Origin of the sequence: Maricaulis sp. D1M11, from assembly GCF_047308265.1 — a bacterium.
In the GTDB taxonomy this organism is placed as follows: Bacteria; Pseudomonadota; Alphaproteobacteria; order Caulobacterales; family Maricaulaceae; genus Maricaulis.
The window spans coordinates 20,132-44,586 of the sequence record NZ_JBKQWY010000008.1 but is presented as its reverse complement, the minus strand read 5'-3'; the positions used below and the strand labels follow the sequence as shown (position 1 = coordinate 44,586).

Below are 24,455 nucleotides of genomic sequence, written 5' to 3'. Positions count from 1 at the left end.
ATGCCCGCCGTCAAGGAAACCATTGAAGACGTCAAGAACCTGGAAGCCGACAAGTACAAGTATGGCTTCACGACGGATGTTGATACCGATGTCGCGCCCAAGGGCCTCAGCGAGGATATTGTCCGCTTTATCTCTTCCAAGAAGGACGAGCCTGAATGGATGCTGGACTGGCGTCTGGAGGCGTATCGGCGTTTTCTCGAAATCAGCGAACCGGACTGGGCGAAGATCAAACACCCGCCGATCGATTATCAGGACATTTCCTATTTCGCAGCGCCCGCAGCGGGTGCCAAGTATGAGTCCATCGATGATGTACCTGAGGAAATCCTCAAGGATTTCGAAAAACTGGGTATTCCGCTCAAGGAGCAGGAAGTCCTGCTGGGTGTGAAAGGGGCGGCGGCCTCGGCGGCGGACGCGCGTGAGACACCGAAAGTGGCCGTGGATGCCGTGTTTGATTCGGTCTCGGTGGTCACAACCTTCAAGGAAGAACTGGCCAAGGCCGGTGTGATCTTCTGTTCGATCTCCGAAGCCCTTCGGGACCATCCCGAGCTGGTCCGCAAATATTTGGGCTCTGTGGTGCCGACGACGGATAATTTCTTCGCCACACTCAATTCGGCGGTCTTCTCCGATGGCTCCTTTGTGTACGTGCCCCCGGGTGTGCGCTGTCCGATGGAATTGTCGACCTATTTCCGGATGAACGCCGAAGGCACGGGCCAGTTCGAGCGCACGCTGATCATTGCCGACAAGGGGGCCTATGTCTCCTATCTAGAGGGCTGTACCGCGCCGATGCGGGATGAAAACCAGCTGCATGCCGCTGTGGTGGAACTGGTCGCGCTCGATGATGCGGAGATCAAGTATTCCACGGTCCAGAACTGGTGGCCGGGCGATGAAAACGGTGTGGGCGGTGTCTACAACTTTGTGACCAAGCGCGGGGATTGCCGGGGCAGGAATGCGAAAATCTCCTGGACCCAGGTCGAGACCGGATCCGCGATTACGTGGAAATACCCGTCCTGTGTTCTGCGGGGAGAAAACTCGCGCGGTGAATTCTACTCGATCGCTGTGACCAATGGTCATCAACAAGCCGATACCGGCACCAAGATGATCCATCTGGGCAAGGGTTCGACCAGCCGCGTGATCTCCAAGGGAATTTCAGCGGGCAAGTCGGATCAGACCTATCGGGGTCTGGTCTCGGTGCATGGCAAGGCCGAGGGTGCGCGTAATTTCACCCAGTGCGACAGCCTGTTGATCGGTGATCAGTGTGGCGCTCATACGGTGCCCTATATCGAGTGCAAGACTCCCCGGGCTGTGCTGGAACACGAGGCCACAACCACAAAATTGTCGGAAGACCAGCTGTTTTATGCGCGTCAGCGCGGACTGGACGAGGAAGCGGCAACAGCGCTCCTGGTCAATGGATTTGTTCGGGAGGTTCTTCAGGAACTGCCGATGGAATTTGCCGTGGAGGCGCAGAACCTCCTCAAGGTATCACTCGAAGGAAGTGTGGGATAATGCTTAAAATCAACAATTTGCATTGCAAAGTTGAGACGCAGGATGGAGACGAGAAGCCGATCCTGAAAGGCCTGTCTCTCGAGGTTCCCGCGGGCGAAGTGCATGCGATCATGGGGCCGAACGGATCAGGGAAGTCCACGCTCTCCTATGTTCTGACCGGTCGTGACGGTTATGACGTCACGCAGGGCGAGATGATGTTTGCCGGTCAAGACCTGGCCGAGCTGGAGCCGGAGGAGCGCGCCGCAGCGGGTCTCTATCTGTCCTTCCAGTATCCCGTTGAGATCCCCGGTGTTCCGACCCTGACCTTCCTGAAAGAGGCGCTCAATGCCCAGCGCGCAGCGCGCGGCGAGGCGGAGATGTCGGCGCCAGCCTTTTTGAAATTTGCGCGTGAAAGCGCCAAACAGCTGGGCGTGTCGATGGACATGCTCAAACGCCCGGTGAATGTCGGTTTTTCCGGTGGCGAGAAGAAGCGCATGGAGATCCTTCAGGCGCTCATCCTGGAGCCCAAATTCCTGATCCTCGACGAGACGGATTCCGGCCTGGATATCGATGCGCTTAAAGTGGTGTCTGAGGGCGTGAACACGTTGCGCTCAGCTGATCGCGGCATGCTGGTGATCACGCACTATCAGCGCCTGCTCGACCATATCAAACCCGATGTCGTGCATATTATGGCGGATGGCCGGATTATCACGTCCGGCGGTCCCGAGCTCGCGCTTGAGCTGGAAGCCGAGGGTTATGACAAATATCTCGGAGAGGTCGCCTGATGGGAGCCATCACGCATACTCCGGCGGAAAAAACGCTGATCGATCTACTCGATGGCGCTGAAGACTGGCGCGCTGCGGCACGTGAGGCGGTTATTGCGTCCGGACTGCCCACCCGTCGGGTCGAGGCCTGGAAATGGTCGGACCTGCGCGCGTCCAGTCAGGGTATCGAAACGAAGGGGTCCGTGGCCTACCGGCTGGAGGGTTCGTCCATTGGTCCCACAGTGACCCTGGGTTCAGGCGAGCAACTTGATCTCGATCTGGTTGCCAAGCCAGGCATTGGTGTCGCGTCTTTGGATATCTGTGTTCCTGCCGGTCAAACGGCCCGGCTCGTCGAGCGCCACGATATTCAGGGGGCATCCTTCCCGACTGTCCGGCTGCAAATTGATCTGGGTGAAGGTGCCTCGCTTGAACGTGTTATTGTGTCGGACATTCATGCCGACGCCGTGGCGGCCTTGCGGACCCGTATCACGGTGGGTGCAGGTGCGCGTTATGTGCAGGCCACGCTCGCCTTCGGGTCCAAACTCTCCCGCCATGAGACTCATGTCACCCATGCCGGCGAGGGGGCTGAGGTTAATCTCGGCGCTGTTTATCTTCTGGATGAAGGCCGCCACGCCGATTTCACATCGACGGTGACGCACACAGGTCCGGGCGGAGTAACGAAACAACTGGTCAAGGGTGCTGCCATGGCGCATGCGCGTGGCGTTTTCCAGGGCAAGTTCAAGGTAGAACAGGCTGCCCAGCAGACCGATGCTCGGATGACCCATCGCGCATTGATGTTGTCGGACAAGGCCGAGATCAATGCCAAGCCCGAGCTGGAAATCTACGCAGACGACGTTCAGTGCGCGCATGGCAATGCGCTCGGTGCGATCGACGAGACGGCGCTCTTTTACATGCGCCAGCGCGGTCTGTCCGAGGTCAAGGCACGAGCCATGCTGATCGAGAGTTTCCTCGGCGAGCCGCTGGACCTGATTTCCGACGACACACTGCGTGAAGAGTTCCAGAGCCTTCTGCGCAAACGTTTGGGAGAGATCGCATGACCGTCCAGACCGCTGTGAAACTTCCGCTCAATATTGATGCGATCCGGGCCGAATTTCCGATCCTGCAGCGCGAGGTGAACGAAAAACCGCTCGTCTATCTCGACAATGCGGCCTCCGCTCAGAAGCCGGAATTTGTCATCGAGAGCCTGGCCGGCGTCTATCGTGCTCAATACGCAAATGTGCACCGTGGATTGCATACGCTGGCAAATGAAACGACCGAGTCCTTTGAAGCGGCCCGTGAAGATGTTCGGCGTTTCCTCAATGCCGGCTCGACCAGCGAGATCGTGTTTACGCGCGGATCGACGGAAGCGATCAATCTGGTGGCATCCAGTTTCGGCCAGTTGTTGAAAACGGGTGACCAGATCATTCTCAGCCAGATGGAGCATCACTCCAATATCGTACCCTGGCGGATGATGGCGGACCGTATGGGTGTCGAGATCCTCTGGGCCCGGGTCACCGATAAGGGCGCACTCGATTATGAGCACCTGGCAGGATTGGTGGGCGACAAGACCCGCCTGATCGCGATCACGCAGATGTCCAATGTGTTGGGCACCGTCAATAATGCACAGCGCATCATGGAGATCGCCAAGGCATCAGATGTGCCGGTGTTGTTCGATGGGTCCCAGTCAGCGGTTCACCTGCCGATTGATGTGCAGGCGCTCGATTGCGACTTCTTCGTCTTCACGGGTCACAAGCTCTACGGGCCCTCCGGTATTGGCGCGCTTTATGCCAAACAGGACTGGCTGGACCGGTTGCCGCCCTATATGGGCGGTGGCGAGATGATTGCGGACGTCTATGAGGACCGCGTCACCTTTGCCGATCTGCCGCATAAGTTTGAGGCCGGAACCCCTGCGATCGCGGATGCCATCGGGCTGGGCGCCGCCATCCGCTGGGTAGAGCGCTTTGATCGTATGGAGATCCTGGAGCACGAACGTGCACTGATGGACCGGGCGATGGCTGGCCTGTCCCAGATCGACGGTATCCGCTTTATCGGCACAGCGCAGGACAAGGGCGCCATCATCAGTTTCGACATGGAGGGCGCTCATGCCCATGATGTCGCGCAATTGCTGGACAAGTATGGCGTTGCTGTACGGGCCGGTCATCACTGTGCCCAGCCGCTGATGCGTCGCATGGGAGTAACCTCCACGGCGCGTGCCAGTTTTGCCATCTACAACACAGCTGATGAGGTGGATGTGTTTGTCGAGGCGTTGAAAAAAGTCCGCAACTTCCTCATCTAAGGGCCATGATGATGAATCCGACACCCAATCGCGATGTGATCGACCTGTCTGCGCCCGCCGAAGCGGCCGCACCCGCCGTCACAGATCCGGCGCCGCAGCCGGTCGCTGAAGCCACACCGGCGGCCGAAATTCCGGCGGATGAACTGGCGCGCATCACCGATGATGTCGTGACCCAGTTGAAGACCGTTTTTGATCCGGAAATTCCGGTCGACATCTATGAACTCGGCCTGATCTACAAGGTCGACCTGGAAGACGACCGGACCTTGAAGGTTATCATGTCGCTGACGGCTCCTGGCTGTCCTGTGGCGGGCGAAATGCCGGGCTGGGTGCAGGAGGCCGTGCAGAAAGTGGACGGCGTGGAGCGGGCCGAGGTGGAGCTGACCTTTGATCCGCCCTGGACACCGGACCGCATGTCTGACGAGGCGCGCCTCGCGCTCAACATGTTCTAGGAGCTGATCATGACCGAGATCTCGACCCCGGCGCCCCGTCGCGAACGTCCCAAGGCGGTCAGCCTCACCGATCGCGCGGCGGAGCGTGTGAAACACCTCATGGCGGAACGGGACAAGGGCTTCCTGCGCGTGGGCGTCAAGAATGGCGGCTGTGCAGGCATGGAATACGTGATGGAGTATGTCGAGGCCCCCGATATGCTCGACGAGCGGGTCGCGGACAAGGGGGTGGAGATTGTGCTGGAATCCAAGGCATTGCTCTTCCTGCTCGGCACCCAGATCGATTATGAAATCACCCCACTGCACGCGAAGTTCGTGTTCAACAATCCCAATCAGACCGATGCGTGCGGATGTGGTGAAAGCGTGACGATTATCCCTGTGACCGAGATACCCGCTCAATGATGAAACTCTTCGTCTCCGATACGTCGCCCTATGCCCGCAAATGCCGCATCGTCATCCGGGAATGGGCACTGACGGATCGGGTCGAAGAGATCGACAGCCATCCTTTCAAGGATGGGCCGGACCTGCTGGGGGCTAACCCGCTCGGACGTGTGCCGGCCCTCATCAATGAGACCGGTCAGGCCTTTCCTGAAAGCGGAACGATCTGTGCCTATCTTTATGAAAAGGCGGGTTCACCCTGGCCATGGGACTGGGTGGACGCCCGTATAGACAGTCTGGCCAGCGGATTGCTGGACCTGACCGTCGCGCGTCGGGTCGAAATGGTGCGGGATCCGGCTCTTTACAGTGACACTTGGATTGGTCGCCGTGAGGCGGGTATTGCGCGGACCCTGGATCAGTTGGAAGGTGAGGGTGCAGGCGCTCATCCGCCGCTCACGCTGGGCGGTCTGGGTCTTGCCGTCGCGCTCGATTATCTCTCATTTCGCTATGCGGAAGCGGAATGGCAAAAAGACCGGCCAGGACTGACCGGTCTCCATGCATTCTGGTCCGGACGCGAGAGTTTCACACTCACATCACCGCCCACTGACGCGTGATCAGGCTGCGCTGCGGGTACTCGTTGGCTTTTTCTTGTCCAGGGTGACGCGATTGCGACCATCGGTCTTGGACGCATAGAGATTGGTGTCGGCGCGTTCCACCAGCACGTCCAAGCTTTCACCGCTGGCATATTCGGTCACGCCCAGCGATATGGTGATATTGCCGAGATCCTCATTGGTGGACTTGCGTAGCAATTTCTTGGATTCGACCGTTTTACGGACACGTTCAGCATATTCTGCAGCATCGTCCGGTGAGGTGTTCGGCATGACGACACCAAACTCCTCGCCTCCATAGCGCGCCACCAGGCACCCGTCTTCGGCGGTACGCGCCAGGCAACCCGCAACAAAGCGGATGATCTGGTCGCCGGTCTGGTGGCCCCAGGTGTCATTGAAGCGTTTGAAGTAATCGATATCGCAAAGGATCAGGCTGAGCGGCTGGCCGGTCGCATCAGAGTCGCGGCGGGCCTTGCGAAGGGCTTCATCGAAACGTTTGCGGTTGGCGACGCCGGTGAGGGCGTCCGTCATGGATTCCTCGCGCACCTTTTCCAGATTGGAGCGAAGCTTGGTGACTTCTGCCGAGGTCTGATGAAGCTTGCGTTCCAGATCATGGCTGCGACGTTGCATGCGCGCGGTCGCGGACACCAGCGTCTCGACCATTTTCTTGATATTGCCGTCTTCCGGGGCCGCCTTGTGCAGGGCCGAAGTGGCGACATCGAGGGTCTTGCCATAGTCGGCCGTGTCTTGCTTGGCTGCTTCCAGGCGATCGCTGACCGCGTTCAGCTCTTGCGACATCTGACCGCCCGTTTCCAGGATGGCATCCTGGATAGCTTTCCACTGGAAATACTGGTCGAACAGTTCGGCATTCAGGGCGTCAGTGAATTCATCACCTGACTCGATATGGCCTTTGACGGTATCGGCCAGCTCTGTATTGGCTTCCGCGCAGAACGTAATCCATACAGCATAGTTTTCCGGCGTGGGCGGAATGTTGAACTGGTCCATATAACCCAGCGCCTTTTGCGCCAGAGCGTGACCTTCGTCTCCGAGCAATCGTCCGTTCACCGTGAATGCCTTTCGTCCCGTCCCGTGGAACAACTCAAGTTCCGTTTGTCAGAACCCTAAAGGCAAAAGAAAAACAGGGAGTAAAAATTACTCATATCGCATGAGTTGGGGCAGTTCAGTCCTGAAACGACAGGCTGTGAGCCTGTCGCTGTGGTTACTGCTGCAGGATGAACGCGGGCGGGGAATCACCAAAACCGATGACCGGCTTGTCGTCCCGGTCCTCATCGCGCCCGCGACGACGACGTGAACGCTTGTCGCTGTTTTCGGCCTTGGGTGTGTCCGAGCGCTCAGCCTTGACCTCACTGGCCGTCGTTTCAGACGGTGTGGAGGATTTGCGGCTTGAGCGGGACGAGCGCCGGGATTTCGGCTTGCTCTCTGCCTCTGCGTCAGACGTCGCCTCGGCAGCCAGCTCAGGCAGTTCGAGATCGGGGATATCCTTCTTGGTCAGCTTGAGAATGGCAGACAATTGCTTGTTGTCATCCTTGCAGACCAGAGTGACGCTTTCACCCGTATTCCCCGCGCGGCCGGTGCGGCCGATGCGGTGGACATAATCGTCCGCATTGTGCGGCACATCAAAATTGAAGACGTGGGACACATTGGGGATGTCCAGCCCGCGAGCGGCAACATCGCTGGCGACGAGAAAGGCGAGGTCGCCACCCTTGAAGTCATTCAGCGTCGCCATGCGCTGGCTCTGGTCGAGATCGCCATGAATGGCGGCCGCCGAAAAGCCATGACGCTGGAGAGAGCGGGCGACAATGTCGACATCGCGCTTGCGATTGCAGAATATAATCCCGTTACGCACATTCTCGCGACGCATGGCGGCACGCAGCGCAGCGCGTTTGCTCTTGGCGGCGGTATCGGCCACACGCACAAGGAATTGCTCGATATTCGCGCTGGTGGTGGCCGGGCGAGCTACTTCGACCCGTTCAGGGTTATTGAGGAAACGATCAACCAGCGATTTGATCTCCTTCGGCATGGTCGCCGAGAAGAACAAGGTCTGCTTGGTTGGCGGGGTCATGGAGAAGATCCGCTCGAGATCCGGGATGAAGCCCATATCCAGCATACGGTCAGCTTCATCGACCACCAGAACCTGAACACCGGTCAACAACAGGCGTCCACGCTCAAAATGGTCCAGCAGACGGCCCGGGGTAGCGATCAGAACATCTGCACCCTTGTTGAGAATCTCTTCCTGCGGACCAAAAGCAACGCCGCCGATCAGGAGTGCTATGGTCAGTTTCTGACCCTTGGCATAGGTCTCAAAATTCTCGGCGACCTGCGCGGCGAGCTCGCGCGTGGGCGCAATCACCAGTGAGCGCGGCATGCGGGCCTTGGCACGGCCCCGCGACAGACGTTCGATCAGAGGAAGAGTGAAAGACGCTGTCTTGCCGGTTCCGGTCTGGGCGATGCCCAGCACGTCCTTGCCTTGGATAGCGTGAGGAATGGCCCCGGCCTGGATGGGCGTGGGCTCAGAATATCCCGCCTCGCTGATGGCAGCGAGGAGTTTCGGGCCGAGGCCCAAATCATCGAAAGTCGTGCGTTCTTGTGGTTGCGTCAAACCCAGCGGTCCTGTGAAACAAAAATACGGCCACGCCAACGGGCGTAGCCGGTTGGGGCGGAAAATACGGGTGTTTCCGCCCCTGTCAACGTGTTCGACCTGTGAGTTACCGTCGGTAAGCGATCGGTGTGTCGTCCGTGATATTTTGGTAACGATCACGCAGACGCGTCTGACGTGAGCTCATATCCTGTATTTCACCGTCAATCAGAACACGTACCGGAGCCGACATTACTTCCAGCGGGTCGCCATTCCATACGACCACATCGGCAGCATATCCCGGAGCCAGGGCGCCATAGCGATCTCCGACCCCGAAGATCTCGGCCGGGGTAAGAGTGATGGAGCGAAAGGCGTTGTCCCAGTCCACACCATTCCCCACGGCATTGCCGGCATGTTGCGGCAGGAGACGGACGTTGAAATACCCGTCATCTGTCCGAGTGGTGTAGGCAAGGCTTACACCAGCGGCGTGGAGGCGCCGGGCATTGGCGAGCGTGGAGGCCAAGCCGTCAAAGGAGCCAGGCAGGTTGCGTTGTGGGTCGATGAGGACCGGGATATTGGCCGCTGCCAGCTCGTCGGCCACTTTCCAGGCTTCCGCACCTCCGAGAATGACCAGCTGGAGTGGCGCATTCTCGCGTGCAAACCGGATGGCGCGGCGCAGATCGGCTTCACGGTCCACTTCGAGCACCAGCATGCGATTGCCACGAACAACCGGGGCGAGGGCACCGGCATCCATGCGGTTGAGGACCAGACCTTCCGGATGGGTCGCGAACCGCAGCGGATAGCCCCGTGCGTCCTCAAAGGCCGCTTCCAGATAACGCCAGGCTGCCGGACGTGATCCACCTGCCGTGCTGGCGCCAGACTGGGAGACGTCGGCGAAGACAAAACTCTCCGTCTGGAACAGGGAATCGGCATCACCGGCAGTGTCGATCAGGGCGCCCGTTCCGCCGAAGATTGTTTCACCGGTGGACGGGAAGAGGGCCGCGCGTGTGACACCTTCCATCCGCGTGGTTGGAACATGGCTCCCCGCCGGGTTGAACCCGTCCGAAACGTCCAGCGAGACGGAGAAATCGGAGTCTCCCGCATTCTGGTCGGTTGTGGACCCTTCAAGGGCCACCTCGATGAGACCCAGCTGGGAATAGCCGGCAAACAGGCCCGGAGTGACCCAGCCGCCCTCGGCATCGATAATGCGAGCGTTTTCAGGAATGGATAGATTGGCCCCGACGGCGACAATATCGCCATTCGTGATCAATACAGTCGCGTTTTCCAGCTGGGGCCCGGCATTGGTGACCACTCGTCCATTGGTGATGGCGAGGGTCTGGGCTGCAGCAGGCAGGCTGAGACAGGCGCCTAGCGCCAGAGCACTCAAGAGATGTTTCATTATTCCTCTCCCTCACCGGGTTGACCGATCATGAAGTCGCGGACGGGCTGAAGGTTTTCGTCAAAACGGTCAAAACTCATCACACCATCGATCCAGACGGCGTCAGCACGGGTATAGGTGGAGTAGGGATTGCCGGACCACATCACCAGATCGGCCCGTTTGCCGACTTCCAGTGATCCAGTCTCCTCGGCAATGCCCAGAGCTTTGGCCGGATTAGATGATAACCAGGCCCAGGCTTCCGCTTCGGAAATGTCCAGACCGGCCGCACGTCCGTCCGCCAGGGCCTTGGCGATTTCCTGATTGAGACGCTGAATGCCCAGGTCACTGTCCGAATGGATCATGGCACAGGCACCCGCAGCATGCGTGAATGCCAGGTTTTCACGAATGGAGTCATAGGCTTCCATTTTGAAGCCGCCCCAATCTGCCCAGACCGCAGCGCAAATATCATTCTCTGCGAGAAGGTCGGAGATCTTGTAGGCTTCGACCGCGTGGTGAAACGTCGTGACCTGGTAGCCAAACTCTTCGGACATATCGATGACCTGAGCCATCTGATCGCCGCGATAGCAATGCATCTGGACCAGAATATCGCCCTCCAGCACACCCATCAGCGTGTCTAGTTCCAGGTCCTGTGTGGGCGGGGAGGCATCCTCACCGGCTTCCGCAGAGTCCCAGTATTCATTCCAGTCATCGCGATAATGGCTGGCGCGGATCCAGCTGTCGCGATAGCCGGCCATATTGCCCATATCGGTGGCCGGGGAACGGCCGCGATTGCCATACACACGCGACGGGTTTTCGCCGCAGGCCATTTTCAGGGTGTAGGGCGCGTCAGGAAATTTCATGCCCTGGACCGTGCGGGCAGAGACATTGCGCAAGGTGACACCGCGACCGCCAAACAGGTTGGCCGAGCCGGGTAGGATGTGGAGGGTTGTCACGCCGCCTGCCAGAGCCGCGTCAAAGCCGGGATCATGGGGCCAGACGGAGTGTTCGGCCCAGACCTCGGCCGTAACCGGCTGTGTGGCCTCATTGCCGTCGGAGTGAGCATTGACGCCCGGAGAAGGATAGACGCCCAGATGCGAGTGGATGTCGATCACGCCTGGCGTGACAAAACGACCGTCCGCATCGATGATCTCGGCATTGGCCGGGGCTTCGAGATTATCGCCGATGGCAGCGATCCGACCCGCTTCAACGAGCACGGATCCGTTGACGATCTCTCCGCCGATTCCGTCATAGATGTGGGCGTTGGTGATGAATACAACACCACTGTCTGCCGGCGCATAGGTCGATGGATAGGGATTGGTGTCGGGACGAACAATGCCGTCCTCCGTGCCGTTCTCGGCCGCTTCCGTGTCCGTGGGGCCACTACAGCCCGCAAGGATCAGCGCAAGAGAACCGGCTCCGGCCAGCCTCCAGAGTTCAATAGTCATTTGCTTCGCCTCCCAGAACCATCCGGAATCGGATGTCGTCTCATAGAAGGGCATCCCTTCCCGGGCGTCAAACCGGCGAAGGCCGTGTGCTCCAAAAAAATCAATCAGGGATAGTTGTGGTGCATTCGTACACTCAGCTGTGATTTGAGGTCGGAGACATCCGGTGCATCGCCGTCACAGGTCCGGGCCTTGATCATCAAACTGATCACGACCTCATCATTGTAGGTAGGGTCGGTGATGAAATACTGGTCGATCCACACCGCGCCGACCGGGTCGAACCCGGCAGCAGCCAGCCAGGCAATATCGTGTTCATTGCGAGCGATATCTTCGGTGACCATGAGGCATTGGGGCGGGCGGTCGCGAAACCCGTTGATCGGCCAGTCTGTTTCGGGGAAGCGACTGTAATTGGCGGCTCCGGAGCCATCGGCCACCTGTTCGGCGTGCACCATGATCGCAGATTCTTCCCCCAGGAAGGCGGAGAGGGAGATGTCGAACGGCACATTATTAAACCGTGCCGAGCGGTGAGCCGGCGAAACAAGACGCAGGCCGGGGGCGTCAAGGCGGAGCTCGACGGCATGGGTCGAGACGAGCTGATCACCGTTGCGGACCAGAAATTCAGGCTGCGGCTCAGGTGTGAGATGTCCCACAAGGGTGGCGCAGATCAGACTCAACATCGTGTAACCTCCTATACTGATGGAGGTCAGATGCATGCGGCTGGATCTTTGGATGCAGCGTTCTAGATGTCGAGGCCGGATATTTCAGGTGCATGTTCCTGAATGAAGGCAAAGCGCAGTTCAGGCTTCTTGCCCATCAGGGTCTCGACCAGATCGTTCAGCGTCGGCACGTGGTCTGGATCAATCTTGATGCGGGCCAGGGTGCGCCGGTCAGGATCCATGGTGGTGGATTTGAGCTGCGACGGGGTCATCTCACCAAGACCCTTGAAGCGCCCGATATCCACCTTGGCATTACCCTTGAAAGCCTCTGCCAGGATCTGGTCACGATGGGCTTCGTCGCGGGCATACAGCGTGGTCGAGCCTTGTGTCAGCCGGAAGAGGGGCGGTTGCGCCATGTAGAGACGCCCCTCATGGATCATCTCCGGCATGGAGCGATAGAAGAAGGTGATCAACAAGGCCGCAATGTGAGCGCCGTCGACATCGGCGTCGGTCATGATGACGATGCGCTCATAGCGCAGGTCTTCCAGACGGAAGCGCGAGCCGGTGAGGCAACCCAGCGCTTGCAGAAGGTCATTGATCTCCTGATTGGCGGCAATCTTATCGCTCGCTGCGGAGGCCACGTTCAAGATCTTGCCGCGCAGGGGAAGGATCGCCTGGGTTTCGCGATTGCGCGCCTGTTTGGCCGAGCCGCCGGCTGAATCACCCTCAACGATAAAGATCTCGGTCCCATCCGCATCGGCGCGGGAACAATCGGCCAGCTTGCCCGGAAGACGCAGGCGACGCGACGCTGTTTGACGTTTGACGGATTTTTCCTTGCGTCGACGCAGCCGGTCCTCGGCACGCTCAATCACCCATTCAATCAGCTTGCCGGCTTCCTTGGGCGAACCCGCCAGCCAGTGATCGAACTGGTCACGAATGGCGTTTTCCACCAGACGTGCCGCTTCCGGTGTGGCCAGTCTTTCCTTCGTCTGGCCCTGGAATTCCGGATCGCCGATGAAAACCGATAACAGGGCTCCGGCACCACCCAGGACATCCTCTGCAGTGATCAGCGCGGCCTTCTTGGCATTGACATGTTCGGCATGGGCCTTGAGGGCCTTGGTCAGCGCTCCGCGCAATCCCTGTTCATGCGATCCGCCTTGGGGGGTGGGAACCGTGTTGCAGTAAGACTGGCAGAATCCGTCCGCCTCGCCGCCAAACCCATTGGCCGACCAGGCGATGGCCCATTCCACACCGCCGGTCCCATCTTCGCGTTCGACCCGACCGGTGAAACTCTCGGCGGTGATCAAGGAGCGTTTCTCGACCATCTCGGCAAGGCGGTCGGCCAGACCTCCCGGAAAGCACAGCTCGGCCTCGGCTGGAATGTCCAGCCCTTCAACGAGGGCGGGATCACAGCTCCAGTTGATTTTGACACCCCGGCGCAGATAGGCCTTGGCCCGCGACATGGCGTAGATGCGCGCTGGTTTGATGCGGGCCTTGTCGCCAAAAATCTCAGGATCGGGTCGGAACCGGATAGACGTGCCCCGTCGATTGGGAGCACCGCCAACCTTTATCAGCGCACTGGTCGGCAAGCCGCGAGAATAGGTCTGGCGCCAGAGCGTTTTCTCGCGCGCCACCTCGACTTCAAGCAGGTCTGTCAGGGCGTTCACGACAGAAATACCCACGCCGTGCAGCCCCCCCGAGGTCTTGTAGGCCTTGTCAGAGAATTTACCGCCCGCGTGCAGGACGGTCAGCACGATTTCGAGCGCGGACTTGCCCGGAAATTTCGGGTGCGGATCGACCGGGATACCGCGACCATTATCGACCACGGTGATGAAACCCTCCGCATCAATGGACACGTCGATCCGGTCCGCATGACCGGCCACGGCTTCGTCCATTGAGTTGTCGAGGATTTCTGCAAACAGGTGGTGGAAGGCGCGCTCATCGGTTCCGCCGATATACATGCCCGGGCGGCGGCGAACGGCTTCAAGACCTTCGAGAACTTCAATCTGGGCCGCGGAGTAACCGGTTTTGGCCGCGTCCTCCGTCATGCCCTCCGTCGCCAGAGGCGCTGCAGGGGCGGGCGGCTGGGCGGGGGCCGACGGCGCCTCGGCCGAGCCTGACGTCGCTGTGGATGGCGCTGCAGACGCGGTCGACGCTGTGGCGGGCGCACCATGTGTGTCGGGCTTGGACTCAGGGGCGCTGGGTGCGCCAAACAGATCAGATTGAGAGCTCATAGGCGCAATTTGCCCGAGTCGCGTAAAAAAGGGGACCGATCAAAACAGTAGAAAACGTCGACCGAGTCGTCGCTGGCAGCTGTCGATCTGGGCATTATAGCGCGCGGCATCACCTGCGACCCGGTCAGCAACGGTCATGAGCCAGCCCTTGGACTGGTAGGTGCGCTGATTATACCCGGTGTGACCCTCGTGATAGGAGAGGTAGAGATTACGGGCGTCATGCGGCGCGATGCCGGACAATTGTCGACTTTTGGAGGCATACCAGCCAATAAAATCGACAGCATCGCGAAAATTATCCCGATCAGCGCCCCGGCGGCCTGTGTCGCGGCGATACCAGTCCCACGTCGAGTCGAGGGCCTGGGCATAGCCATAAGCCGAGGAGGGGCGCCGTCCCGGGAAAATGCCCAGCAGGCGATTTCGGGCCGGTCTCGCATTGGCGTTGAAGCTGGATTCCTGTTTCAGGATTGCCAGTTGCACACCTGTTGGAACGCCCCAGCGTTCTTCCGTGCGTTGCAGGGCCCGCCACCAGGAGCGATTATCCTCAAGGATCTCGCAGGCGTCATACGTCTGTTCCGGCGGGGGTGGATGACCACAACCGGCAAGACCTGCCACCAGGCCCAGAACAAGAAAAAGGCTCGACCGTTTCATACCGCCGAGCCTTGTCCTGATTGGGTTAAACAATCCTTGCCGGATCAGAAGACCAGGCGAATAACCAGCCGCGCCGTGTGGCGGATATAGTCGTCCCGCAGATCGGCATCATAGGCGAGGGCAAAAGTGGAGTATTCCGATCCGGCATTGAAGCCGAGACCGAAGATAATGCCATTGCCGGTCGCTTCGGAGCCCAGCAGGGTGAAACGTTCATCAAACCCGATGAAACCGGCCTGGGTTTCGGGGATCTCGGCAATGATCTCGTTGCGATAGCCGATGCGGACATTCGGACTCCACCAGCTGGAGCTGTCCCCGTAATGCGCGCCGAAGGTCACGACACCTGTACCGGCCAGGATCTGGCTTTCGCGCGAATCAACGAACAGGTCGACGCCATTTCCGCCACCGCTCTCCTCGTAATCGCTCTCATTGAGCAGGAGGTAATCGATCGCTACGGCGGGCAGGATGTAATAATTGCCAAAGGTGAAGTCGCGGCCAAAGCGGGCGGCGCCATTGATGTGATAGCCCGTCCAGTCTGCGGTCGGAGAGACTTCGTACGCGCCGATCACAATGCGACGTTCGTGTTCGAACCAGTCGAGACCGGCCGCACCATGTAGGTCGAGGTTCCAGCCGGAGAACTCAGCACCGGCATAGACGCCGACCTGGCCGGAAATGCCGGAGAGCGGAACGTCGAACCCGTCAATTTCTTCGATATCAGCGGCGGAGACGAGAATGTTCACACCTGCGGCATAGAAGGGCCCCACCGGCTGGTCATAACCGGCTGCGAAACCCAGGCCCCGTCCGCGGAAATCCGGTCCCTGATCGGCTTGACCCAGATCGGCGTAGAAACCGAACTCCTGGATCCACAGTCCGCCACTGTCCTGTGGGCTCAGGCGAGCCGCATCCAGACGGGAGGCCAGAGCACCGGTGGCGATGTCATTGGCCGCCATCAAGAACCGAACCGCATTACCCGAATGGTCCGGCAGAAGCTGGTCATAGGCGCCGAAGAAATCGGATTCCGTTGTCAGGCCTGCGATGGCTGCTCCCAGGTCCGCATTGCTCTGCCAGGTCGCAAAGGCTGCGTCATAGGCCGCGGCCTGATTGGTCGACATGCCCAGCTCACCAGAGGATTTGCGAGCCAGCGACAAGACTAGAGTGTCCTGGTCATCGGGGGCGTAGCCAATGACGGCATTGTAGAGATAGGGCGATGTCGTATCGTTCAGTGTGACCAGATCGGCGTCGACGGTCAGCTCCCCTTCAGCGGAGACCAAGGTGAAGTCACCATTGTTTCCGATCAGGTTTGAGAGGGCGACCGAGATCCGGGAGCCTTCCTCAAAAGTGATATCGCCCGAGGCATTGATGGATCGGGCCATGCCCTGTTCGGCATCAACCTCGAAAATCAAGAGCGCGCCATCGCCAAAGCGGGCACTGTCGATGTTCAGCGCGCCGCCCTCTTCGAGCGTGAGCTGGGCAAAATCCATCTCGATGCGCAAATTGCCATCAGTGTCGGTCAGGCGACCGGCATATTGCGGGAGTTCCAGATAGAGCTCATCGCCTTCGATCGGATCAATCAGCTCTTCATCGATCAATCGCTGGATTTCGTCATAAACCGCTCGACCATCCAGAACGAGCGTGTCAGCACCATCGCCAAACGCAAGGGCGCCAGAGACCGTGCCCGCTTCCAGACGGAAAGTATCATCGCCGCTGCCCAGCAGGATGTCGCCATTGATGCGGATGACTTCATCGGTCACCCGGACGGCGTTCAGCGATTCATCAACCTCTGTGTCCGGATCGTCCTCGACAATATCCTGTTCCCAGTACTGGCGAATGGTGGTTCCGGTCGTGTTGGCCGACAGGTCGATCGCCACGGTCTGGTGATCCACATCTTCCGGCGTAACCACATTGCCGTCATCATCAAAGAACGCGGAGGGCTCACTGTGCAGGGCCTGGATGGTGCCGCTGTTTGTGACCTCGGTCAGTGTGCCGGAGCGGTCCACCACGGCGAAACCACTGCCGCCGGCCTGACCTGTTGCCGAGATGATCCCATCATTCACAAGGCGGTCGAAGACAGCGCCGTTTTCGATGATCAAAGCGTAAGCGTCGCCGAAGTTATCACTCTCAGCAACGGTGATAGACGTCGCGGCCAGGGTGCCCCGGTTTTCGAAGACCGGCAAAATACCACCATTTCCAATGCGCACCGCTGTCGCGAGCATGGCGCTTGTATCGGAGTAGGCCGTTGCAGAGATGGTGTTGGTGTTCAAGAAGCCATGGGTCAACTCGGTCGTGAGTGCCATGTCGTCAGCATCGGTCCCGCCTTCAATGGCAAGCGCGGTTGCAGACACATCATTGAGCTCTCCGCGTGCCGAGATGGGCCCGCGATTGACGAGGGAGAAGCCGAGCGGCAGCGGATCCACGCTTTCATCGTCTTCTGTATCCGGATCGTCTTCAACACCCGGTTGGATGGCCTCGCCGATCACCACATTGGCGTCGCCGGCGCGCAGATGAACAGCCGGGGCGGCACCGCGAATGGCAATGCTGTTGGTGGAGGTCAGAGAATTGGCTTCATCGGGACCATCAAACAGAACACCGTTTGTGATGCTGGCCTCGATCAGAACTGCCGAGCCTGACTGGAATACATCATCCTCATCGAGAGAGGCGAGGAAGTCGGCGTTGGTCGGACGTCCGTTGAACTGATAGCCCGTTACGGCAACCGCGCCGTTGAAATAGGCGCCGCCACTGATATCGCCCGCCAGATGCACACCGACAGAGTTTTCGCCGACTGCCCCGACCGAACCGGTCAGGCTGAATTCACCAGTCACGTCGCCGCGAATTTCGATGCCCGTTGAATTGTCGCCCACAATGTTGGTGCGGCCATCAAGGATGATATTGCCGTCAATCATGGACAGGGTACGAAGCGCCGCACTGTCGTTGCCGCGTACGGTCAGGCTGCCGCTCGAGTTGAGAATGACATCGCCAACAAAGGCGCCATCGCCGTCCACAAGAACGCCGACCCGCTGGCCGCCAATAGCTGACGGTCCGTCCAGATCTGCAAAGCCAGTGTCGGTGTCTTCACCTTCATCTTCCGGCGAGCTCTCTGACTCAACCACAATGTCGCCATTGATCGTCAGCGTGCCGGTGTTTCCTGCCACCACATGAACACCCACGCCGCCATCCTCATCGGAGGTGACCGTGACGTCTCCGTCGACGGTGACGTCATTATCGCTGTCGAGCGTCACAGCGGTTTGGGCAGACGTCAGAGTCACACGGCCGGTGCTGGTGATGACGATATTGTCGGCACTGCCACTGGCCGCCGTGGAGGTTGCGATCGGAGTTTCGCGGGTGTCGGTGACTTCTTCATCCGCGAACGCAGCCGGCACGGCGACGGTCAGCGAAACAAGGGCGCTGGCAAACATAAAACGGCGACGCATACCGACTCCTGAACAGGTTAGATGCAGTGACGCAAAAACTTTGACGCGATTTGTAGCGAATGCAAACGGCCCCGTCGACCACGGATCGCGGCGATTTCCATGACAGCGCGATTAAACCTGCATGTTTTTGATGGCCGGGGCTGTCGGGGCTAGGCGATTGAGTGTCAAAAGAAAACGGCCGGGCAGGGCCCGGCCGCTTCCGATTGTGTGTGCGGGGTCTAAAGAGACCTAGCAGGAATAATACATGTCGAACTCGACCGGGTGCGGATGCATTTCAAGGCGCAGCACCTCTTCCATCTTCAGGTCGATATAGGCGTCGATCTGGTCATCATCCATCACGCCACCCTTCTTGAGGAAGTCGCGGTCTGCGTCGAGGGATTCGAGTGCTTCACGCAGCGAACGGCAGACGGTTGGGATGTCCTTGAGCTCTTCCGGCGGCAGGTCATAGAGATCCTTGTCCATCGGATCACCCGGATGGATCTGGTTCTCGATACCGTCCAGGCCGGCCATCAGCAGGGCTGCATAGGTGAGGTAGGGATTCCCGGCCGGATCCGGGAAGCGGGTCTCCAGGCGTTTGGCGTTCGGCGAGTGCACCCAGGGAATACGGATGGAGGCCGAACGGTTGCGAGCGGAATAGGCCAGCAGGACCGGTGCCTCAAAGCCCGGAACGAGGCGCTTGTAGGAGTTGGTGGAGGCGTTGGCGAATGCGTTGATCGCCCGTGCGTGTTTGATCACACCGCCAATGTAGTACAGGCAGGTCTCGGAGAGATCGGCATACTGGTCGCCGGCAAACAGCGGCTTACCGTCTTTCCAGAGCGACTGGTGAACGTGCATGCCGGTGCCGTTGTCGTTCCAGACCGGTTTGGGCATGAAGGTTGCCGTCTTGCCATAGGCATGGGCGACCATCTGAACCGTATATTTATACAGCTGCATGCGGTCGGCCATATTGGTGAGCGTGGAGAATTTCATGCCCAGCTCGTGTTGGGACGGTGCCACCTCGTGGTGATGCTTTTCCGGTTCGCAGCCCAGCTCGTCGAGAACGGCGAGCATCTCGGTGCGCATGTCCTGGCCGCTATCAACCGGAGCCACCGGGAAATAGCCGCCTTTGGGACCTGGGCGGTGACCCAGATTGCCACCTTCATAGGCGCGGTTGGAATTGTAGGGACCTTCCTCACTGTCGATCTGATAGGAGGTGTGGTTCTGGTCGGTCGCGATGCGAACATCGTCGAACACAAAGAATTCCGCTTCCGGTCCGAAATAGGCGGTATCAGCGAAACCGCTCGCGGCCATGTAGGATTCGGCTTTCTTGGAGGTCGTCCGCGGGTCACGGTTATAGGCTTCGCCTGTACCCGGCTCGAGGATGTCGCACATCATCGAGAGGGTCGGCTGCTGGTAGAACGGGTCCACAACGGCGTTGGAGGTGTCCGGCTTGAGCACCATGTCCGACTCGTTGATTGCCTTCCAACCGGCAATGGAGGAGCCGTCAAACATCACGCCTTCTTCAAAGAAGTCCTCATCGACTTGGGATTTGTCGAAAGTAACGTGCTGCAGCTTGCCGCGCGGATCGGTAAAGCGGAGGTCGACATAATTAATGTCTTCGTCCGCCATTTTCTTCAGAATTTCGTCTGACATGAGGATTCCCCAGGATTTGCGGATGGATGTGGTGAGTTAGAGCGCGTCCGGGCCGGTTTCGCCGGTCCGGATGCGGATGACACTTTCAACCGGAGACACAAAAATCTTGCCGTCGCCGATCCGCCCGGTCTGGGCGGCAGATTGAATAGCTTCGATCGCGGCCTCGACCCGGTTCTCCGGGAGCACGAGCTCGATTTTGATTTTGGGCAAAAAATCAACGACGTATTCGGCGCCGCGATACAGTTCCGTATGGCCTTTCTGACGACCAAAGCCCTTGGCCTCAATCACGGTCAGGCCCTGAACGCCGACGTCTTGAAGGGCTTCCTTCACATCGTCGAGTTTGAAGGGTTTTATGATGGCCTCGATTTTCTTCATGACCGACTCCATGGTGTTTGGACGACGCTATTTCGGTGTCGGATCGGGACAAGTCTGACAGTCTGGTGACAGATGCACTCGCCAGGAAATGCCACAATAGGAGGCATGTGTGCGCAAATATGAAGCATTGGCATCATTGGATGTTCTCGACTGCGCCGGCGCCGCGCAATGTGACGCCCTCGCTCCGACACGGGGCATCGCCATCGAAACATTGATGGAGGCCGCTGGAAAGGCTGTCGCAAAAGAAGTTGTGGCAAACTTTGCCCGATGCCCCGTCCATGTCTTGTGTGGACCAGGAAACAATGGCGGAGACGGCTATGTGACCGCGCGAATTCTGGCGGATGAAGGCTGGGCGGTGCGTGTGTTCTCGGATGCTCACCCGAGCCGAGATGGCCCGGCTGCAAACGCACGGCAGGCCTGGTCTGGTGAGGTGGAGCCGTTTGACCGGCTACTCGCCGAGGCGGACGGTGAGGTTCTCATAATCGATGCGTTGTTTGGAGCCGGTCTGTGCCGCCCGTTGGAGGATCGTCTCGGCACGGTCATCGAGCATGTGTCCAGGATGCGCTGGCCGGTTATCGCAGTGGATATGCCGTCCGGCTGGTCGGGAGATGGCGGCGGCTCCGTTGGGGCTGCCTTCAGGGCGGATCTGACGGTGACCTTTGACCGGCTGAAGGTTGGCCATCTGGTTGAGCCCTCTGCCTCGGCCGCCGGACAAGTTTTGTTGCACGAGATCGGCATGCCCCGTTTCGGGCCGGACGACATTTTGCCGGTGGCCCGGGTCAATGACCCCCAGCTCTGGCAGGATCACTGGCCCAGGCGGGATGAGCTGGCGCACAAACATCTGTTTGGGCGTGTGCTCGTATTCTCCGGAGACCTTGAGAGCAGCGGGGCTGCGCGTTTGGCGGGCCTGGCAAGCCTGCGTGCGGGGGCGGGACTGGTCACGCTGGCCGGACCGGACCGGGCCCTGCCTGTGCTGGCCTCAGAGGACGCGTCTCTTATGGTTGTCAGCCGAGAGACGGGCGGGGGTGCCATGGCCCGGCTGCGGGATTTACGTCAGGGGGCGGTGGTCATCGGTCCCGGATTTGGTGATTGGGTTGCGCTCGAGCACTGGATCTCGGACGTTTTGACCTTTCAGCGGCATGTCGTGCTTGATGCCGACGCCTTGCGGTTGATCGCCCGGACGCCTGGATTGCGCTCACGTCTGTCGGACAGCCATGTCCTGACCCCTCATGAAGGGGAATTCGACGCCTTGTTCCCCGGGCTTCTGGCATCGAGCACCTCACGTTTTGAAGCCGCGCTCACAGCGGCACGCAGCCTTGGCTCCATCATTGTTCTCAAGGGGGCGGATACGATCATTGCGGCACCGCAGGGTCTGCCGGTGATCAATCGACACGCCGCGCCCTGGCTTGCGACGGCGGGCAGTGGGGATGTCCTCGCTGGCCTGATTGCCGGTCTGTATGCCCAGGGCATGCCAGCGTTCGAGGCGGCGTGTGCCGCTGTGTGGATGCATGGGGATGCGGCGCTTCGCCTGGGCGAAGGTATGATTGCCAGTGACCTGCCCCGGGCCATGCCGCAGGTTTTGCAGGCATTGCGGGCTTCGCTGCAGTCGCACAATGCCGTTGCCCGGCTGACACAGGGGTCAAGGTGACCTAAGAGAGCGCTCACACCCTCCTCAACGACGTCCACGTCAACCGCCCGGCAGGAAACCCAATGTCTGATACGTCCAAACCCTCCAAGGAAACCCAGCTGGACAAGGAAGCCCTGCTGTTTCACCAGTATCCCACACCGGGCAAGGTGGCCGTGGCATCGACTAAGCCCATGGCGACCCAGCGGGATCTGGCCCTGGCCTATTCGCCGGGCGTTGCAGCTCCCGTCCGGGCCATCGCGCACGACCGCGACGCGGCTTATGACTATACCTCCAAGGGCAATATGGTGGCTGTGGTCTCGAACGGAACGGCCATTCTGGGACTGGGCAATCTGGGGGCCATGGCGTCCAAGCCGGTGATGGAGGGCAAGGCTGTTCTCTTCAAACGATTTGCCGATATCGATAGTTTCGACATCGAGGTCGACTACACCGATCCGGAGAAATTCATCGAGTGTGTCCGTGGTTTCGGAGAGAGTTTCGGGGGCATCAATCTGGAAGACATCAAGTCGCCGGAATGTTTCGAAATCGAGCGTCGGCTGCGCGATGAGCTGGGTATCCCGGTTTTCCACGATGACCAGCACGGGACGGCCATTATCGCGGCGGCGGGGCTGATCAATGCCTGTGACCTGACCGGTCGCAAGCTGGAAGACGTCAAGGTTGTCCTGTGTGGCGCGGGCGCGGCCGGTCTTTCGGTGCTCGAATTGCTCAAATCCATGGGCGTCCGTCAGGACAACACGCTCGTCGTGGACATTGATGGCGTGGTCTATGAGGGGCGTCCGGGTCTGCATGACCGCCTGGCGGCTCATGCCGTCGACACACCGCACCGCACCCTGGCTGAGGCTGCTGCCGGGGCGGACTGCCTGCTGGGCCTGTCGGCTGCCGGCGTGTTCACAAAAGAGATTATCGCCAGTCTTGCCCCGGATCCGATCGTGTTCGCGATGGCTAATCCCACACCGGAGATCACACCGGAAGAGGTGGCGGAGGTTCGCGACGACGTGATCATGGCGACCGGGCGTTCTGACTATCCCAACCAGGTGAACAATGTGCTGGGTTTCCCGTACATTTTCCGCGGAGCCCTGGATGTGCGCGCGCGCACGATCAATGAGGAAATGAAGATCGCTGCCGCCCGCGCCCTGGCCGCGCTCGCGCGTGAGGATGTACCCGATGAAGTGGCCCAGGCCTATCGGGTCGACCGGCTGCAATACGGTCGCGAGTATATCATTCCGACCCCGTTTGATCCCCGCCTTCTGGCCTGGGTGCCGCCATTCGTGGCCCAGGCTGCCGTCGAGACCGGGGTTGCCCGTCGCCCGATCGAGGATATGGACGCGTACAAACACTCCCTGGCGCGCCGCCTTGATCCGACCGCCGCACTGCAGCAGCGCGTCACCGCCTCGATCAAGGGGCAGGACAAGCGTGTTGTGTTTGCTGAGGGCGAGGAATTGTCAGTGATCCGCGCGGCGTCCGCCTTTCAGAGCCAGGGATTGGGCAAGGCGATCCTCGTGGCACGCGAGGACGTGGCCCGAGCCAATATGAAGGAGTTGGGGCTCGATCCCGATGCCCTTGAAATCGTCAATGCGCGCCTGTCGGATGCAAACGCCGATTATGCGGATTTCCTCTATGAGCGCCTGCAGCGCCAGGGATATCTGCGCCGTGATGTTCAGCGCCTGGTCAATAATGACCGGAACATTTTCGGGGCGTGCATGCTGAAAATGGGTCATGCCGATGGCATGGTGACGGGCGTGACGCGTCACTCCAACACCGTGACCCAGGCCGTGCGACAGGTCCTGGACCCGCTTGAAGGCGCGCGGGTGATGGGGCTGACGGCGTGTATCACGAAAGGCCGAACGCTTTTGATCGGCGATTCAACAGTTACAGAATTCCCGACCTCGCAGGAACTGGCCGAAATTGCGCAAACCGCGGCGTGCGCAGCGCGTCGTCTGGGGCAAACCCCTCATGTCGCTTTTTTGAGCTATTCCAATTTCGGCAATCCACCGGGCAAGCGGACCGAGAAGATCCAGGATGCGGTGCGTTTTCTGGACGAAGCCGGAGTGGACTTTGAATATGAGGGCGAGATGAGTGCCGACATGGCGCTGGATCCGGACCATCACCGGCTCTACCCGTTCTCCCGCCTGACCGAGCCGGCCAATGTGCTGATCATGCCGGCCATTCACTCGGCCTCCATCGCCATTCGTCTGCTCAAGGCAGCGGGCGGTGCCACGGTGATCGGTCCCATGATGCTGGGTCTGGAAAAACCTGTGCAGATCGCCCGGCTAGGGGCTTCGGTAAATGATATCGTCAATCTGGCAGGTATTGCGGCGTTCGACCTGCATGCCGAGATGACGTAGGTGCGGTTTTGCATGCCCCCCATGCAGGCGCATCTGCTCAATCTCACACTTTGTTGAGTGCATGATAGTGCAGATGTGTCGGGGGCTTCCTATATGCTCCCGGCG

The 24,455-nt window shown here is 59.6% G+C and carries 19 protein-coding genes; 9 read left to right on the top strand and 10 right to left on the bottom strand.

All coding sequences use genetic code 11. The features are described from left to right. The 7 genes from sufB to RMQ97_RS12730 are packed head-to-tail and all read left to right on the top strand — an operon-like array spanning position 1 to position 5,980. Entirely contained in the window at positions 1 to 1,503 is a 1,503-nt protein-coding gene (sufB, locus tag RMQ97_RS12760; protein WP_413661275.1) for a Fe-S cluster assembly protein SufB, read from the top strand. Beyond that, on the top strand, positions 1,503 to 2,267 hold the full coding sequence (sufC, locus tag RMQ97_RS12755) for a Fe-S cluster assembly ATPase SufC (protein ID WP_413661274.1): 765 nt from the start codon (positions 1,503 to 1,505) through the stop codon (positions 2,265 to 2,267). Before sufB ends, sufC begins: the two co-directional genes overlap by 1 nt. Next, a complete protein-coding gene (gene sufD, locus RMQ97_RS12750; RefSeq protein WP_413661273.1) occupies positions 2,267 to 3,304 on the top strand; it encodes a Fe-S cluster assembly protein SufD in 1,038 nt (345 codons plus the stop codon). The genes sufC and sufD overlap by 1 nt, the downstream gene beginning before the upstream one ends. After that, the gene (locus tag RMQ97_RS12745; protein ID WP_413661272.1) at positions 3,301 to 4,542 is read left to right on the top strand and encodes a cysteine desulfurase; all 1,242 of its coding nucleotides are present in this window, start codon (positions 3,301 to 3,303) and stop codon (positions 4,540 to 4,542) included. The genes sufD and RMQ97_RS12745 overlap by 4 nt, the downstream gene beginning before the upstream one ends. Before the next feature lie 11 nt (positions 4,543 to 4,553). Then, positions 4,554 to 4,991: an SUF system Fe-S cluster assembly protein gene (locus RMQ97_RS12740; RefSeq protein WP_413661450.1), complete on the top strand. Its 438-nt coding sequence runs from the start codon at positions 4,554 to 4,556 to the stop codon at positions 4,989 to 4,991. A gap of 9 nt (positions 4,992 to 5,000) precedes the next feature. Next, complete coding sequence (locus tag RMQ97_RS12735; protein ID WP_413661271.1) at positions 5,001 to 5,390, top strand: HesB/IscA family protein; 390 nt, start codon at positions 5,001 to 5,003, stop codon at positions 5,388 to 5,390. Then, a complete protein-coding gene (locus RMQ97_RS12730; RefSeq protein ID WP_413661270.1) occupies positions 5,387 to 5,980 on the top strand; it encodes a glutathione S-transferase N-terminal domain-containing protein in 594 nt (197 codons plus the stop codon). Before RMQ97_RS12735 ends, RMQ97_RS12730 begins: the two co-directional genes overlap by 4 nt. Here RMQ97_RS12730 and RMQ97_RS12725 read toward each other — a convergent pair whose 3' ends face one another. The 10 genes from RMQ97_RS12725 to RMQ97_RS12680 form a co-directional block, all read right to left on the bottom strand. Further along, entirely contained in the window at positions 5,981 to 7,039 is a 1,059-nt protein-coding gene (locus tag RMQ97_RS12725; RefSeq protein ID WP_413661269.1) for a GGDEF domain-containing protein, read from the bottom strand. A gap of 154 nt (positions 7,040 to 7,193) precedes the next feature. Then, positions 7,194 to 8,594 (bottom strand): DEAD/DEAH box helicase, encoded by a 1,401-nt coding sequence (locus tag RMQ97_RS12720; protein WP_413661268.1) that lies wholly within the window; start codon positions 8,592 to 8,594, stop codon positions 7,194 to 7,196. 106 nt (positions 8,595 to 8,700) lie between these two features. Then, entirely contained in the window at positions 8,701 to 9,969 is a 1,269-nt protein-coding gene (locus tag RMQ97_RS12715) for an amidohydrolase family protein (protein ID WP_413661267.1), read from the bottom strand. Next, positions 9,969 to 11,393, bottom strand: coding sequence for an amidohydrolase (locus RMQ97_RS12710; protein ID WP_413661266.1), 1,425 nt, complete (start codon positions 11,391 to 11,393; stop codon positions 9,969 to 9,971). The genes RMQ97_RS12715 and RMQ97_RS12710 overlap by 1 nt, the downstream gene beginning before the upstream one ends. A gap of 104 nt (positions 11,394 to 11,497) precedes the next feature. After that, on the bottom strand, positions 11,498 to 12,067 hold the full coding sequence (locus tag RMQ97_RS12705; RefSeq protein WP_413661265.1) for a hypothetical protein: 570 nt from the start codon (positions 12,065 to 12,067) through the stop codon (positions 11,498 to 11,500). A gap of 62 nt (positions 12,068 to 12,129) precedes the next feature. Further along, complete coding sequence (gene parE, locus RMQ97_RS12700) at positions 12,130 to 14,280, bottom strand: DNA topoisomerase IV subunit B (RefSeq protein WP_413661264.1); 2,151 nt, start codon at positions 14,278 to 14,280, stop codon at positions 12,130 to 12,132. A 39-nt stretch (positions 14,281 to 14,319) separates the two neighbouring features. Further along, on the bottom strand, positions 14,320 to 14,928 hold the full coding sequence (locus tag RMQ97_RS12695) for a hypothetical protein (RefSeq protein ID WP_413661263.1): 609 nt from the start codon (positions 14,926 to 14,928) through the stop codon (positions 14,320 to 14,322). Positions 14,929 to 14,972: 44 nt separating this feature from the next. Next, positions 14,973 to 18,353: an autotransporter domain-containing protein gene (locus tag RMQ97_RS12690; RefSeq protein WP_413661262.1), complete on the bottom strand. Its 3,381-nt coding sequence runs from the start codon at positions 18,351 to 18,353 to the stop codon at positions 14,973 to 14,975. 228 nt (positions 18,354 to 18,581) lie between these two features. Further along, positions 18,582 to 19,985 (bottom strand): type I glutamate--ammonia ligase, encoded by a 1,404-nt coding sequence (gene glnA, locus RMQ97_RS12685; RefSeq protein WP_413661261.1) that lies wholly within the window; start codon positions 19,983 to 19,985, stop codon positions 18,582 to 18,584. Between the two features lie 36 nt (positions 19,986 to 20,021). Continuing rightward, positions 20,022 to 20,360, bottom strand: a complete 339-nt coding sequence (locus RMQ97_RS12680; RefSeq protein ID WP_413661260.1) for a P-II family nitrogen regulator — start codon at positions 20,358 to 20,360, stop codon at positions 20,022 to 20,024. A 109-nt stretch (positions 20,361 to 20,469) separates the two neighbouring features. Between RMQ97_RS12680 and RMQ97_RS12675 the strand changes: the two genes are divergently transcribed. Together RMQ97_RS12675 and RMQ97_RS12670 are read left to right on the top strand one after the other, a co-directional pair. Continuing rightward, on the top strand, positions 20,470 to 22,008 hold the full coding sequence (locus RMQ97_RS12675; RefSeq protein ID WP_413661259.1) for an NAD(P)H-hydrate dehydratase: 1,539 nt from the start codon (positions 20,470 to 20,472) through the stop codon (positions 22,006 to 22,008). 62 nt (positions 22,009 to 22,070) lie between these two features. Then, a complete protein-coding gene (locus RMQ97_RS12670) occupies positions 22,071 to 24,350 on the top strand; it encodes an NADP-dependent malic enzyme (protein ID WP_413661258.1) in 2,280 nt (759 codons plus the stop codon). Positions 24,351 to 24,455: the final 105 nt, after the last annotated feature.